Annotated in this window: 14 protein-coding genes; 12 read left to right on the top strand and 2 right to left on the bottom strand. The window is 69.5% G+C overall.

Annotated elements, in window-relative coordinates; genetic code table 11:
- Positions 1-173: 173 nt before the first annotated feature.
- The 12 genes from OID54_RS09295 to OID54_RS09240 all read left to right on the top strand — a co-directional run bounded on the left by OID54_RS09295 (position 174) and on the right by OID54_RS09240 (position 13,437).
- Positions 174-2,570, top strand: coding sequence for a tetratricopeptide repeat protein (locus OID54_RS09295; RefSeq protein WP_443055549.1), 2,397 nt, complete (start codon positions 174-176; stop codon positions 2,568-2,570).
- Between the two features lie 143 nt (positions 2,571-2,713).
- Positions 2,714-3,829: an alanine dehydrogenase gene (gene ald / locus OID54_RS09290; protein WP_329027357.1), complete on the top strand. Its 1,116-nt coding sequence runs from the start codon at positions 2,714-2,716 to the stop codon at positions 3,827-3,829.
- A 520-nt stretch (positions 3,830-4,349) separates the two neighbouring features.
- Positions 4,350-5,375, top strand: a complete 1,026-nt coding sequence (locus tag OID54_RS09285) for a ParA family protein (protein WP_383543151.1) — start codon at positions 4,350-4,352, stop codon at positions 5,373-5,375.
- Positions 5,360-5,896, top strand: coding sequence for a hypothetical protein (locus OID54_RS09280; RefSeq protein ID WP_329016675.1), 537 nt, complete (start codon positions 5,360-5,362; stop codon positions 5,894-5,896). The genes OID54_RS09285 and OID54_RS09280 overlap by 16 nt, the downstream gene beginning before the upstream one ends.
- Before the next feature lie 98 nt (positions 5,897-5,994).
- On the top strand, positions 5,995-7,032 hold the full coding sequence (locus OID54_RS09275; RefSeq protein WP_329016673.1) for a segregation and condensation protein A: 1,038 nt from the start codon (positions 5,995-5,997) through the stop codon (positions 7,030-7,032).
- A gap of 32 nt (positions 7,033-7,064) precedes the next feature.
- Positions 7,065-7,676, top strand: coding sequence for an SMC-Scp complex subunit ScpB (scpB, locus tag OID54_RS09270; RefSeq protein ID WP_358881476.1), 612 nt, complete (start codon positions 7,065-7,067; stop codon positions 7,674-7,676).
- Positions 7,676-8,743: a pseudouridine synthase gene (locus tag OID54_RS09265; RefSeq protein WP_329016667.1), complete on the top strand. Its 1,068-nt coding sequence runs from the start codon at positions 7,676-7,678 to the stop codon at positions 8,741-8,743. Before scpB ends, OID54_RS09265 begins: the two co-directional genes overlap by 1 nt.
- Before the next feature lie 344 nt (positions 8,744-9,087).
- Entirely contained in the window at positions 9,088-9,741 is a 654-nt protein-coding gene (pnuC, locus tag OID54_RS09260) for a nicotinamide riboside transporter PnuC (RefSeq protein ID WP_329016665.1), read from the top strand.
- Entirely contained in the window at positions 9,738-10,859 is a 1,122-nt protein-coding gene (locus OID54_RS09255; RefSeq protein ID WP_329016663.1) for an AAA family ATPase, read from the top strand. The genes pnuC and OID54_RS09255 overlap by 4 nt, the downstream gene beginning before the upstream one ends.
- A complete protein-coding gene (locus tag OID54_RS09250) occupies positions 10,859-11,641 on the top strand; it encodes an NUDIX hydrolase (protein WP_329016661.1) in 783 nt (260 codons plus the stop codon). The genes OID54_RS09255 and OID54_RS09250 overlap by 1 nt, the downstream gene beginning before the upstream one ends.
- Positions 11,642-11,643: 2 nt before the next feature.
- Positions 11,644-12,681: an ADP-ribosylglycohydrolase family protein gene (locus tag OID54_RS09245; protein ID WP_329016658.1), complete on the top strand. Its 1,038-nt coding sequence runs from the start codon at positions 11,644-11,646 to the stop codon at positions 12,679-12,681.
- A gap of 3 nt (positions 12,682-12,684) precedes the next feature.
- Positions 12,685-13,437 (top strand): nucleotidyltransferase domain-containing protein, encoded by a 753-nt coding sequence (locus OID54_RS09240; RefSeq protein WP_329016656.1) that lies wholly within the window; start codon positions 12,685-12,687, stop codon positions 13,435-13,437.
- Here the strand turns inward: OID54_RS09240 and OID54_RS09235 are convergent.
- Positions 13,402-14,106, bottom strand: a complete 705-nt coding sequence (locus OID54_RS09235; protein WP_329016653.1) for a nucleotidyltransferase domain-containing protein — start codon at positions 14,104-14,106, stop codon at positions 13,402-13,404. The genes OID54_RS09240 and OID54_RS09235 overlap by 36 nt on opposite strands.
- Before the next feature lie 120 nt (positions 14,107-14,226).
- Positions 14,227-14,676 carry a Rieske (2Fe-2S) protein gene (locus tag OID54_RS09230; protein ID WP_329016650.1) on the bottom strand — a complete coding sequence of 150 codons (450 nt, stop codon included), beginning with the start codon at positions 14,674-14,676 and terminating at the stop codon, positions 14,227-14,229.
- Between the last annotated feature and the right edge of the window lie 145 nt (positions 14,677-14,821).

Below are 14,821 nucleotides of genomic sequence, written 5' to 3'. Positions count from 1 at the left end.
TGATCGGATAGTGCGGTGAGATCTTTAATCCGATCAGGTGATCTGTCGGACATGTGCGCCACGGTTCGTCGCAGAGAGTGAACTACGCTCGGAAGGTCCGTACGGATGACCCTACGGGCTTGACTCGTGCGCGAACGGGGACCCGTTCGCGGACTGGGACGGGAGCGTGGCCCGTGACGGATCAGGCGGTGGACTCGGCTGGCCGGGCCGGCGCGTCTCCGGGACGGTTCTTCGGTAGGCAAAGGGAATTGAAGACCCTTCAGTCCGACGTCGAACGAGCCGGATTGGACACCATCGCCGGCCGCAAGGCGGCCAGGGCCCGGGTCCTCCTGGTCGCCGGACAGTCGGGTTCCGGTCGTACGGCCCTGGCCGAACAGTTCATCGCCGGGATCACGGACGACTACCCCGGTGGGGTGCTGCGCGCCCGGCTCACCGAATCCGACGGGCGTCCCGTACCCACCGACGAGACCTCCCGAGACCTGCTCGACTACCTCGGCGTGGCCACCCCGCCCGGCGCGGACGAGGACGAACTCAGCGAGATGGTGCGCGCCGCCCTCACCGGACGGCGCGCCGTCCTGCTCCTCGACAACGCGGTCGACGCCGAGCAGGTCGACCCCCTCCTGCCGGACGACCCGGAATGTCTGGTCGTCGCCGTCTCCGGTGGCCCCTTGACCGGCATTCCCGGGGTGCGCCCCTGCACCCTCGGCGGCATGGATCCCAAAGCGGCGATCGAACTGCTCGCCACCTTCACCGGCTCCGTACGCATCACCGTCGACCCGCAGGCCGCCGAGTCCATCGCCGAGGAGTGCGGGGGGCTGCCCGCGGCGCTGGTGCTCGTGGGCGGCTGGCTGGCGGCGCGCCCCAAGACCTCCGTCGCGGATGCGCTCCGCCAACTGCGAGCCCTTCCCGAGATCGAGTCGGGTGGTGCATCCCCGACCCATCGACGCCCTCTGAACAGGGCCTTTCGCCTCGTTTACACATCACTGCCCAGCGGTGCGGCACGAACCCTGCGGCTGCTCGCCCTCGCCCCCGCCGGCCTTGCGGACGCCCACACCGCATCGGCGCTCGGGGGCTGCTCGGTTCCCGAGGCCCAGTCCGCCCTGGACGGTTTCACCGCACTCGGTCTGCTGCACCCCGAAGGCGTCCACTACCGCGTCCCGGCCGCGCTGCACCCCCTGCTGCTTGCCCTGACGGAGAGTGCGGACAACCCCGCCGAGGTGCAGTTGGCCCGGGCCAGGATGTTGGAGCGCACGGTGCGACTGCTCCAGTCCTGCCGGGGCGCGGCAGAACCGGAAGGGTCGCCACCGAGGCAGGCCCTCGCCTCCCTGCCCCGGGCGCTTCGCTTCCCGGACGTCCCCACCGCGGGCCGATGGCTGCGGCAGCGGCAGCCGGTCCTGATGGCCGCCGCCCGGGTCGCGGTCGCCGACGGTGAGCTCGACACGCTGGCCCGACGACTGGTCGCCGCGCTGGTGCGGGCGCTCGCCGTGCACCACGGCACCGAGGTCGCGGCCCCCGAGCTCTATCAGTTGCACCGACTGGTGCTCGATGTCGCCGAGCGGCGGGGCCTGCACCGCGAGGAGGCCGCCGCCCTGCTCAACCTGGCCGATCTCGATGCGCGCACCGGCCGCACCCGGGAGGCACTCACCCGCTACCGGGAGGCACTCGACGCGGGACGAGCCGCCGGTGACCCCTATGCCACCGGCCGTGCGATGGAGTCGGTGGGCGGCGCCTACCAAGAGCTGGGGGACTGGCACCGCGCCGCCGACTGGTACGGAAGGGCCCTGATCCAACGACAGGCCCGGGGCGAGCGCGCCGACGAGGCTCGGATCTACGGTCGGTTGGGCACCGTGCACACCTACGCCGGGCGGTACGGGGAGGCGTTGCGCAGCTGGCGCGCTGCCGTCGCCGGCCATCGCAAGACGGGCGATCTGCCCGCGCATGCCAGGGCACTGAGCGAGGTGGCCCGGGTGCAGGAGTACGCGGGACGGCCGCAGGAGTCGTTGCAGACCTGCCAGGAGGCGGTCGAGTGGGCGCGTCGGGCCGGCGACGACCGGCTCCAGGCCGCGCTCCAGCTGCGCTTGGCGGACACGCTGGAACGACTCGGTGACCCGGCTGCCGCCCGGCTGCACCGCCTCACCGCGGAGCGGCTGCTCCAGCGGCCCGCGGAGGAGTACGGGGAGGAGCACGAGGACGAGTACGAGGAACTGCGCGGGGAGGGTGACGAGGACGTGGCGGCCGGGGAGTCGGACGGGCGATCGCGCGCCGGCGGGGAGAGCGAGTCTCCGTCCCCGCCGCGTCCCGATCACCAACGAGGAGCGGAGGCCGACCTCGGGGGCGCAGTGACGGACGGGGCCCGGGAGCGGGGAGGGGGCCGTGTGAGCGAGACCACAGTGGCGGGTGGTGTCGACCGCCGTGGCTCCGATGCCGATTCCGCGGGCGGGGCACGACGTGCAGGTGGAGGGCGGGGCCAGCAGCGGGAGTCGGGCCGCGAGCGGAGCGAAGCGCGGGGCAGTCAACGGCCACAGGGGGAAGGAACCTACGAAATCCGTAGTCGTGCGGCCAAGGATTAATGCTTTGTAAGGCTAGACAGCAAGAAATCCTTCATTAAACTGGCTCCATCGCGTCCTGTCGCGGTGATTCCTGTGCGCGCCAATGCGTCCGGGTATGTATGGCAGTGCCCCTGAAATCCCCTGAGCCAAGGACCGTGATCGACGTGAAGGTCGGTATCCCCCGCGAGGTCAAGAACAACGAGTTCCGGGTGGCGATCACCCCCGCCGGTGTGCACGAGCTGGTGCGCCACGGCCATCAGGTCGTCATCGAGCAGCACGCCGGCCTCGGATCCTCGATCACGGACGAAGAGTTCATCGCAGCCGGTGCGCAGATCCTCCCCACCGCCGACGAGGTGTGGGCCGCCGCCGACCTGCTGCTGAAGGTCAAGGAGCCGATCGCCGAGGAGTACCACCGCCTCCGCAAGGGCCAGACCCTCTTCACCTACCTCCACCTGGCCGCCTCGCGCGAGTGCACGGACGCCCTCCTGGAGTCGGGCACCACCGCCATCGCCTACGAGACGGTCGAGACCCTGAACCGGCAGCTCCCGCTGCTCGCCCCGATGTCCGAGGTCGCGGGTCGACTCGCTCCGCAGGTCGGCGCGTACCACCTGATGCGTTCGGCCGGTGGCCGCGGTGTGCTGCCCGGTGGTGTGCCCGGCACCCACGCCGGCAAGGCCGTCGTCATCGGCGGTGGCGTCTCCGGCTGGAACGCCACGCAGATAGCGGTGGGCATGGGCTTCCACGTCACCCTGCTCGACCGTGACATCAACAAGCTCCGCGAGGCGGACAAGATCTTCGGCACCCAGGTGCAGACGGTCGTCTCCAACTCCTACGAACTAGAGAAGGCCGTCGTCGAGGCCGACCTCGTCATCGGTGCCGTTCTGATCCCCGGAGCCAAGGCGCCCAAGCTGGTCACCAACGAGTTGGTCGCCAAGATGAAGCCCGGAAGTGTCCTTGTCGACATTGCGATCGACCAAGGTGGCTGCTTCGAGGACTCGCACCCCACCACGCACGCCGACCCGACCTTCATGGTTCACAACTCGGTCTTCTACTGCGTGGCCAACATGCCCGGTGCGGTGCCCCACACCTCCACGTACGCCCTCACCAACGCCACGCTGCCCTACATCGTCGAGCTCGCCAATCGCGGTTGGGTCGACGCCCTGCGCCGCGACCCGGCGCTCGCCCTGGGTCTGAACACCCACGATGGCCAGGTCGTTTACGGTCCGGTCGCGGAAGCGCACGGGCTGCCCAGGGTCGATCTGGGTGCTCTTATCGGCTGACAGCGGGCCGACGGTCAACGGACACCGTCAACATGGCGCCACCGGCCGGATCTTGCAGTGCAAGGTCCGGCCGGACGTGTGTCCGGTGTTGGGCCACAACCGCTCAACTCGCCTTGAACGTAACTCTTTAACCGTTTCGCCCGCCCCTGAAACACCGATGCATTTTCGTGCTGAAACCGTCGTGCGCCCTTGACAGAGACGTGTTCCGGTGTCGCCGAAGCGCCGACACATCGGGTTCGGTACGGCGGATTGTGTTGCTGTGGAGCGGTGACACGCCATAGAGTCGCCAACCGTCGGCATGGTGCCACGCTGACCTATCGATAAAGTCCTGGTCACATCCAAGGAGGTAAGACGACTTGTGAATGAGTCGACATTTACTCCCGGGGGTGGTCACACGGTAACGCCGTTGCGGATCCCGAGCTCGTCGTCCGGGCCGGAGGTATTCGGTTCCGTCAGTCCTGCCGGGGGACGAACCTTCGCGACACGCCGGGACGCCACGCACATGACGACAGCCCACACGATGAAGATGACGGACGGCCTACACGTGAACGCCATGGCCGGCAACGAGAGTGGCCGAGAGTCCACCCACTTCGCCGCCTACGAGGAAGTCCCCGAGGGGCACTTCTACGACCCAGACGCCGAGTACGAGCCCGATCCCGAGTACGCGGCAACTCTCGCACCCGACGCCGCGCGTCAGCGCCGCGAGCGGATCGGCCCCACCGGGCGGCCCCTGCCCTACTTCCCGATCCCGGGCCCGTTGACCGACCACGGCCCCGCGAAGATCATCGCGATGTGCAACCAGAAGGGCGGCGTCGGCAAGACGACGTCGACCATCAATCTGGGTGCCGCACTCGCGGAGTACGGGCGGCGCGTCCTCCTCGTCGACTTCGATCCGCAGGGAGCCCTGTCGGTCGGCCTCGGCGTGAACCCGATGGAGTTGGACCTCACGGTCTACAACCTGCTCATGGAGCGGGGCATGTCGGCGGACGAGGTGCTGCTGAAGACGGCCGTGCCCAACATGGACCTGCTGCCGAGCAATATCGACCTCTCGGCCGCGGAAGTGCAGTTGGTCAGCGAGGTCGCCCGCGAGTCCACTCTGCAACGCGCGCTGAAGCCGCTGATGTCCGACTACGACTACATCGTGATCGACTGTCAGCCCTCGCTCGGACTGCTCACGGTGAACGCCCTGACTGCGGCTCATAAGGTCATCGTGCCGCTGGAGTGCGAGTTCTTCGCCCTGCGCGGAGTGGCCCTGCTGACCGAGACGATCGAGAAGGTCCAGGAGCGGCTCAACCCGGAACTGGAGTTGGACGGCATCCTGGCCACCATGTACGACTCCCGGACCGTGCACAGCCGCGAGGTGCTCGCACGGGTGGTGGAGGCGTTCGACGATCACGTCTACCACACGGTCATCGGACGGACCGTACGCTTCCCCGAGACCACCGTGGCCGGCGAGCCGATCACCACCTACGCATCCAACTCGGTCGGCGCAGCCGCTTACCGCCAGCTCGCCAGGGAGGTGCTCGCCCGGTGTCACGCCGAGTGAGTCTGCCCGGTGCCGACGAGCTGTTCCGCACGACCGGGGGGATGGCGCTCCAGCCGTCCTCCCCGCGCAGGCAGGCGAACGGGGAGCCGCGCGTACCGGCGCAGTCCGGGGAGAACGATGCGGCTGAAGGCTCCGCAGAGCACTCCACCGCGGATGCGGAAGCCCCCGCGGAAGGCCGTAGCAGGGGCGAGGAAGCCGCCGCGGCGGCCCAGGCGGCAGCCGGCAAGGGGCGTCGCCCCCAGCCTGCACAGGAGGCGTCTGTGGCCCCTGCGCGCAGGGGGCGCGGACGGGGCGGCAATCGTCGCCCCAGCGGCCGGGAGCGTCACGACGAGAAGATCACGGTCTATGTGTCGGCCGAGGAGCTGATGGACCTGGAGCACGCACGGCTGGTGCTCCGCGGGGAACACGGGCTCGCCGTCGACCGGGGCCGCATCGTGCGCGAGGCGGTCGCCGTCGTGCTGGCCGATCTTGAGCAGCGCGGCGACGCGAGCATCCTCGTACGACGGCTACGGAGTCGCTGAGGGTAGCCTGCGCGCTGGCCCCTGTACCTCCTCGCGGAGGTGGGGCCGCCCGTCAGCCCCCCTCCCGATGCCTTTCCATGCCCTGCCCCTGGACCGCGATGCCCCCGACCGACCCGTCCCGTCCGTCCCGCCGAGCGCTGGGTCAGGGCCCGGCGCCGACGGTGGCAGCGGCGCCCACTGTTGCAGCGGCGCCGACGGTGACTGCGGCGCCGACGGTGGAGGACGGACGGTCCGCCCAGGAACCAGCCGCTCAGGAACCAGCCGTACGGATCACCCCGGAACCAGCCGCACAGGAAGCGTCTGCGCAGCAGCCATCCGACGGGTCGGAACCGCTCGGCGACGGACGGTTCACCGTCCGTCTGGCGAACTTCGAAGGCCCGTTCGACCTCCTCCTCCAGCTCATCTCCAAGCACAAGCTCGATGTGACCGAGGTCGCCCTCTCCCGGGTCACCGATGAGTTCATGACCCATATCCGGGCCATGGGCGACGACTGGGACCTCGACCAGACCACCGAGTTCCTGGTGGTCGCGGCCACCCTGCTCGATCTCAAGGCGGCCAGGCTGCTGCCCGCCGCCGAAGTCGAGGACGAGGCCGACCTGGCCCTCCTCGAAGCGCGGGACCTGCTGTTCGCCCGGCTCCTCCAGTACCGCGCGTACAAGCAGATCGCCGAAATCCTCCAGGACCGCTTCGATGTCGAGGGCCGCCGCTACCCCCGTACCGTCGGGCTGGAACCCCGGCTCGCGGAGCTGCTGCCCGAGGTCGTGATCAGCATCGGCGCGGAGGGGTTCGCCCGGCTGGCGGTCAAGGCCATGCAGCCGAAACCCAAGCCGCAGGTGTACGTCGACCACATCCACGCGCCGCTCGTCAGCGTCCGCGAGCAGGCCGAGATCATGGTGGCCCTGCTGCGCGAGCGCGGTCGTGCCACCTTCCGGGAGCTCACCGAGGACACCGGCGACACCCTGACCGTGGTGGCCCGCTTCCTGGCGCTGCTGGAGCTCTACCGCGACAAGGCGGTCTTCCTCGACCAGCCAGAAGCGCTCGGCGAACTCGTGGTCGGCTGGAGTGGCGGCGATACCGTCGCCACCGTCACCGATGAGTTCGACCGGGTGCCCGACCTCCCCAAGGACACGGCGTGAGCGATCTCAAGCCCGCCCTCGAAGCGGTACTGATGGTGGTCGACGAACCGGCCACCGAGGAACACCTCGCCAAGGTGCTGGAAAGCCCGCCCCGGGCCGTCGCGGAGGCCCTGCGGGAGCTGGCCGACGAGTACACCGCACAGGGGCGCGGCTTCGAGCTGAGACTGGTGGCAGGCGGCTGGCGGTTCTACTCGCGCGCCGAGCACGCGGCAGCGGTCGAACGGTTCGTCCTCGACGGTCAGCAGGCCCGCCTCACCCAGGCCGCCCTGGAGACCCTCGCGGTCGTCGCCTATCGCCAGCCGGTCAGCCGCTCCCGGGTCTCCGCCGTGCGCGGAGTGAACTGTGACGGGGTGATGCGCACCCTCCTCCAGCGGGGTCTGGTCGATGAGGCGGGCGCGGAACCCGAAACAGGTGCGATCCTGTACAGGACGACGAACTACTTTCTGGAGCGGATGGGCCTGCGCGGCCTGGACGAGCTGCCGGAGCTTGCGCCCTTCCTTCCGGAGGCCGAAGCGATCGAGGCCGACACCCAAGAAGGTGTTCCGTCGTTCGACCCGGATGCCCCGGACATTCCGGAGCCTTCGAACCATCCGGACGCTCCGGACGCCCCGGACACAGAAGACGACAAGACGACGGAACTTTGATGCGAAGCAGCGGCAGGAACAGCAGCGGGCGGGGTAACCCCCGCAGTGCGGGAAACAACCGCGACGACAAGCAGAAGCGCTCGGGTACGCCCCGACCCGAGGAGCGCCGCTACGACGTCGGCGGCTCCTCCTCCGACGCTCCGAAGAAGGGCCGGGGTGCCGCGGCGCGAGGGGGTGCCAAGGGCGGTCCCAAGCAGCCCCCGTCCGGAGCTCCGCAGCGCGGACGCGGGCGTTCCGTCCCGGCGCGCTCCCGTGAGTACGACGCCCGTACCGAGGAGCGCAACCGCGAGCGGTACGCCGGCAAGCCCGAGATCAAGACGCCCAAGACCCACCCGGGCGCCGAGCAGGAGGGTGAGCGCCTGCAGAAGATCCTCGCCCGTGCCGGCATGGGCTCGCGCCGCGCCTGCGAGGAGCTCATCGACCAGGCCAGGGTCGAGGTCAACGGGCGGATCGTCACCGAGCAGGGGCTGCGCGTCGATCCCCACAAGGACGAGATCAAGGTCGACGGGCTGACCGTCGCCACGCAGTCGCACCTGTTCTTCGCGCTGAACAAGCCCGCGGGCGTCGTCTCCACCATGGAGGACCCCGACGGCCGCCAGTGCCTCGGCGACTACGTCACCAACCGTGAGACGCGCCTCTTCCACGTGGGTCGGCTCGACACGGAGACCGAGGGCATCATCCTGCTCACCAACCACGGCGAGCTCTCGCACCGCTTGACCCACCCCAAGTACGGGGTGAAGAAGACCTACCTCGCCGCCATCCAGGGCCCCCTGCCGCGCGACCTCGGCAAGCGGCTCAAGGACGGCATCCCGCTGGAGGACGGCTACGCGAAGGCCGACCACTTCCGGGTCGTGGAGAACACCGGCAAGAACTACCTGGTCGAGGTCACCCTGCACGAGGGGCGCAAGCACATCGTGCGTCGGATGCTCTCCGAGGCCGGCTTCCCCGTCGACAAGTTGGTGCGGACGTCGTTCGGGCCGATCGGGCTCGGCGACCAGAAGTCGGGTTGGCTGCGGCGTCTGACCAACACCGAGGTGGGCATGTTGATGAAGGAGGTCGGGCTGTAGTCAGCCCCCCTCAGACTCGGCCCTCCTCGGATTCGGCCCTCCTCGGATTCGGTCTCTCTTGAGATGCGGCCTCGCGAAATCGAGCCGTGCCCGGGATTCGGCCGTGTCTGACCGCCGGCCGAGCAGGGCCCGTTGGCATCCGGGCCGGGAGCCCAGGCGCCAGAGCCCGCAGTCGTCGAAGAGCCCGCAGTCATGGAGACTGCGGGCTCTTCGCATGCTCCCGGGCGGCCCGGCACCGTGCGTACCTGCGGTCCATCGCCCCGGGCGGCGGACCGCAGCACCGCAAATACCTTGTGCAGAGCCCCGCCCTCATTTATGGTCAGAGTGACTATTAAGGAGTGGCCGTGAGTCTCGCGGAGATACTGGACCCCTTGCAGCAGCCGCTGTTCACGCTGCTCGACACCGCCGTGAGCTGGACCGAGGTCCTCGGATTCGGCAGTGGAGCGCTCTGCGTCTGGCTCGTCGCCCGTCAGCACATCGCCAACTGGCCCATCGGCATCGCCAACAACGTCTTCTTCATCCTGCTGTTCACCCAGGCCGGCCTGTACGCCGACGCCGGTTTGCAGATCGTCTTCATCACCCTCGCCGCGTACGGCTGGTGGACCTGGACCCACGGGGGTGGACCAGGCACCGACCGCCTTCCGGTGCGGCGCACCAGCCGTACCGAGTGGATCTGGCTCGGCGCGGCGGGGGCGATCGGGACCGTCGCGATCACCGTCCTCCTCGACCGCGCCACGGACTCCACCGTCCCCTTCTGGGACGCGAGCACCACCGCGCTCTCCCTGATGGCGACCTACGGCCAGTGCCGCAAGCGACTGGAGTCGTGGTGGCTGTGGATCGCGGCCGACGTCATCTACATTCCGCTCTACGCCCACAAGGGGTTGTACTTGACCTCCCTGCTGTACGCCGGATTCCTGACGCTCTGCGTCATCGGACTGCGCAACTGGTCGCGGGGGCTCGCACCCGCCAACTCGCGCCCCGCAGCGGTGAGCTCATGAAGAGTCATCGGCACGGACTCGTCCTCGGCAAGTTCTATCCACCGCACGCCGGACACCACCACCTGGTCACGACCGCCGCCGACCGCTGTGAGCGACTCACGGTCCTCGTGTGCGCCGCATCGGTCGAGTCGATCCCCCTCGCCGACCGGGTGGCGTGGATGCGTGAGGTCCACAACTCCCCGGGAGTACGCGTCGTGGGCGCCGTCGACGACGTCCCCATGGACCTCGATGACCCGGCGATCTGGGACGCGCACATGGAGATCTTCCGCGCGGCCGTCCCCGAACCGGTCGATGCGGTCTTCACCTCGGAGGCGTATGGAACGGAACTGGGCCGGCGCTTCGGCGCCGAGTCCGTGTGCGTCGACGCCGAACGCTCCCTGTTCCCCGTCTCCGGCACGGCCGTCCGCCAGGACCCCATCGCCCACTGGGACTTCCTACGGGCACCCGTCCGTGCGGCCCTCGCCCGGCGCGTGGTGGTGCTGGGCGCCGAGTCCACCGGCACCACGACCCTGGCCAGGGCACTGGCCGACCACTACCGCGAGCGCGGTGGGATCTGGGCCCGGACCCGTTACGTTCCGGAGTACGGCAGGGCGTTCAGCGAAGCCAAGCTGGCCAGGCTGCGCGAACGACGCCCCGGTGCCCACTGGAGCGAAGTGTCCTTCACCAGCGATGACTTCCCCCTCATCGCCCGACGGCAGCAGGAGCAGGAGGAGCAGGCCGCCCGCGCGGGATCGCCCGTGGTGTTCTGCGACACCGACGCCTTCGCCACCACCATCTGGCACGAGCGCTACCTCGGCGGCACTCATGAGGAGGTGGCGCGGATCGCCGCCGCCGGCCGCCAGCACCTGTGGTTCCTCACCGACCACGAAGGGGTCCCCTTCGAGGACGACGGACTCAGGGACGGTGAGGAACTGCGGCCCTGGATGACCGATCGGTTCGACGCCGAACTGAGACGCACCGGACGGCGAACGGTGCGTCTGACCGGGCCGCACCCCCGACGTCTGGCGACCGCGGTGGCCGCCGTCGACGCACTCCTCGACGAGGGGTGGAACTTCGCCGACCCGCTCCCGGACCGCACCGGGACGACGACCGCCTCCCCGCTCACGGAGCGCGGCTGATGGCGGACCGGCAGGGCGGGAGCAACGGGGGGTCAGCGTGGGGGAGCGGTTCGGGGCCCGCCCCCACCCCGTCCGCGTACGATCCGCACGCCTTTCCGCCCTTCGCCGTCACCGTCGATCTGGCGGTCTTCACGGTCCGGGACCAGCAGTTACACGTACTGCTCGTCCAACGCGGCGAGGACCCGTACCGCGGGGGCTGGGCGCTCCCCGGGGGGTTCGTGCACCCCGACGAATCGGCCGGGACCGCGGCCCGCCGTGAACTCGCCGAGGAGACCGGGCTGTCCGCCCCCGCCGTCGACCACCTCCATCTGGAACAACTGCGCACCTACAGCGAACCGGACCGCGATCCGCGGATGCGCGTCGTCTCCGTCGCGTACACCGCGCTGTTGCCCGATCTGCCCGAACCCCGCGGTGGCGGTGACGCCGTCGCCGCCCGGTGGACCCCGTACGAAGTGAGGCGTCCCCTCGCCTTCGACCACGGCCGGATCCTCGCCGACGCCTACGAGAGGGTCGGCGCCAAGCTGGAGTACACCTGTCTCGCCACCAGCTTCTGTCCCGAGTACTTCACGCTCGGCGAGCTCCAGCAGGTGTACGAGACCGTCTGGGGCGTCGAACTCGACCGTCCCAACTTCCGGCGCAAGGTCCTCGCCACTCCGGGCTTCGTGGAAGCCGTCGACGGTCCGCCGCGACGCACCGGCGGCCGGGGGAAGCCCGCCGCGCTCTACCGGGCGGGTACGGCAACCGTCCTGCACCCTCCCTTGATGCGACCGGAAGGACCCTAGCCATGACCACGCTCGACACGACCTCCAGGACCGTCACCAAGCAGGCCGCCACCGGCGCACTGCTCGGTCTCGCGCTCGGGGACGCCCTGGGGTTCCCCACCGAGTTCAACGATGTGCCGCAGATACTCGCGAAGTGCGGGCCCTGGCGGGAGATGGAGCTGATCACCCCCGCCGTCGTCAGCGATGACACCCAGATGACCCTGGCCGTGGGGCGTGCCGTCCGCACCGCGACGGACCGCGGGCCGCTCGACGCCTTTCGGCTCACCCAGCCGCTGCGCGAGGAGTTCCTCGTCTGGTACCACTCGCCCGACAACAACCGGGCCCCGGGCAACACATGTCTGAGCGCCTGTCGACTTCTCGATAGCGAGCGCATCCACTGGACCGAGGCGAGCCGTATCGAGTCCAAGGGCTGCGGCGCCAACATGCGGGTCGCGCCGGTCGGTCTCGTCCCCGGGCTCAGCGAAACGCAGCGCGCGGGAGCGGCCCAGTTGCAGGCGGCGCTCACCCATGGGCACCCCACCGCGCTTGCTGCGAGCGATCTGACGGCCCGTGCCGTCTTCCTGCTGGCGCGCGGCGCGGAACCGATGGGACTGGTCGGCACCCTGCGGTCCTACGCGTACCAGAACCGGACCAGTTACCACGAGCAGTGGCTCGGTCGGCTGTGGACGCGTGCGGGGGACGCCACACCCGAGGAGTTCATCGCCCGCGGCTGGGACGACTGCCTCCAGGCGCTCGACCGGGTCACCGCGGCACTGCGCGAGCCGAGCCCCGAGACCGATCCCTGTCTGACCACGGGAGACGGTTGGATCGCCGAAGAGGCCCTGGCCACCGCACTCCAGTGCTTCCTGCTCTTTCCCGACGAACCCGTGCTGGCGCTGCGACGGGCGGCTTGTACGCGCGGTGACTCGGACTCCATCGCCGCATTGGCCGGGGCCCTGGCGGGGGCGCACCTGGGTGCGGGCGCGTGGCCCGGTGCGTGGTCGGACCGGATCGAGTACCGCAACGAACTGCTCTCGCTGGGGGCGCTCTGGGATGCTTGATCCATGAACGAACCCTTGGCGGTGGATCTCACGACCGTCGTAGCCGAGCAACCCGACCGTCTGCTCTTCGCCACCGTCTCCGGGGCGCATCTGTACGGATTCCCGTCCCGGGACTCGGACGTGGATCTGCGCGGTGCCCATCTGCTGCCGGCGGCCGAACTGCTCGGTCTCGACGAACCGACGGAGACCCGGTCCAGGATGTGGGACCAAGACGGCGTCGAACTCGACCTGGTCTCGCACGACCTACGGAAGTTCGTCCGCCTAATGCTTCGGCGCAACGGCTATGTGCTGGAGCAGTTGCTGTCCCCGCTCGTCGTCCACACCACCGATGTCCATGCGGAGATGATCGCGCTCGCACCGGACGTCCTCACCTTCCACCACGCACACCACTACCAGGGCTTCGCCGGTACGCAGTGGCGGTTGTTCGACAAGAGCGGCGAACTGAAACCGCTGCTCTACACCTTCCGCGCCCTGCTGACCGGCATCCATCTGATGCGCAGCGGGACCGTGCAGGCCCATCTGCCCACCCTGATCGAGGCGATCGACGCACCGTCGTACCTGCCGGAGTTGATAGCGGCCAAGGCGGCTGCGGAGCACGCTCCGGCGATCGGACTGGACGTGGCCGCGGTCCACGACGACGTGGAGAAGTTGCACGACGTTCTGGAGCAGGCCCAGCGGGATTCAGCGCTGCCCGGTGAACCGCTGGCCCGCCGCGCCCTCTCAGAGCTGGTCGTACGGGTCAGACTGGAGCGCTGACCTGCGGCGGACGCGGATCAGGAAGTCCTCGACCCGGGCCAGGTCCGGCCCCGCAGGGAGTGCAGTGGCCGTCCCGGCGGCGGCCACTTCCTCGCTGATCCGGGCCATCCTGGCTTCCAGTTCGGACCAGGACACCTCACCGCGACGGACGGCGAGGAGCCAGCCCCGCTCGTCGCCGACGTCGAGGACGAGTTCCCCCGTGCGCAGCAACTGCCGACAGCACATCAGCAACCGCACCAGATGCATTGCGGGCTTCCAGCGCGGGGCGCCGCTCAGACGCACACCGGCGGCCAGCTTTCCGTACTGTCCCTGGGCGTAGCGCACGAAGGTGCGCTGGACCTCCCGGGACAGGAACGCGCCCCGCAGCGAGAGCAACTCCCGGCCCGTGTCGTCGATGTGCTCGACGAGGGGGGAGTGGAGGCACTCCAGGATGTTGGGATTGGCGCGCAGGGCCAATTCACAGAACCGCTCCAACTCCCAGGAGAACTGCTCGTCCGCGGGACCCTCCACATGGGTGGGCGGCTTGACCAGCCGCCAGTAGAGCGGGGTGGGTGCGAGGAAGATGCCGCGGCGGTCGGTGTCACTGTCCTCGGTGGCCAGACCGAAGGCCCGCGACCCCATCACACAGGAGTAGATGGTGTGGTTGCGCACCAGGTCCTCAGGGGTCATGGCCCCAAGGTTACGGGCCCCTTCATGCAGGTCACCGAAGTGGTGCGGCCCCTGTGCGCAGCTATCGTCCGAAGCGCCGGGTCCTGAAGGAGGTCTTAGCGGGTCGGGGCTCGCTCCGGCTCACCGGGCCAGCAGGATCGTGTCCTGGGTGACCGTGATCTGCTCGGGTGGTAGCGGACGGGTCGCCGGGCCCCGGGCCACCGATCCGTCGGCCACCCGGAACCGACTGCCGTGGCAGGGGCAGTCGATTGTGCCGTCGGCAACTTTGTCGACAAGGCACCCTTGATGGGTGCAGACGGCGGAGAACGCTTTGAACTCGCCCGCCGTCGGCTGTGTCACGACCACCTTGGGGCCGGGGAAGACCTTGCCGCCGCCCACCGGGATCTGAGACGTCCCGGCCAACTCCTGCCCGTCACCGGTCCGCGTCGACGTCCCGGTCGGCTCGTGGGACGGCTGAGAGGTGGAGCTGCGCTGAGCGGTGCCGGAAGGGGCGGGGGAATCATCGCCCCCGCAGCCCGTGGTCAGTGCCGTCGCGCCGGCTGCCAGCACCACATGTCGCCTTGTCGTCATCGTGTGCCTCCTCGGCCGTCAACCAGCGCCCTCCTGCATCTTCGCGCCCGGACGGTCCCGGGAGAAGCGCGCCGCACAGCCGCGCCGGCACTCGACGGGGTGATGCGCAGGAGGCGCGGTTGACGGCGTGGGTGCTCCAGCGGCG

This window comes from Streptomyces sp. NBC_00690, assembly GCF_036226685.1.
Classification (GTDB): Bacteria; Actinomycetota; Actinomycetes; order Streptomycetales; family Streptomycetaceae; genus Streptomyces.
Note: the sequence above shows the minus strand (reverse complement) of the source record. Positions and strands in the feature narration are given on the sequence as shown.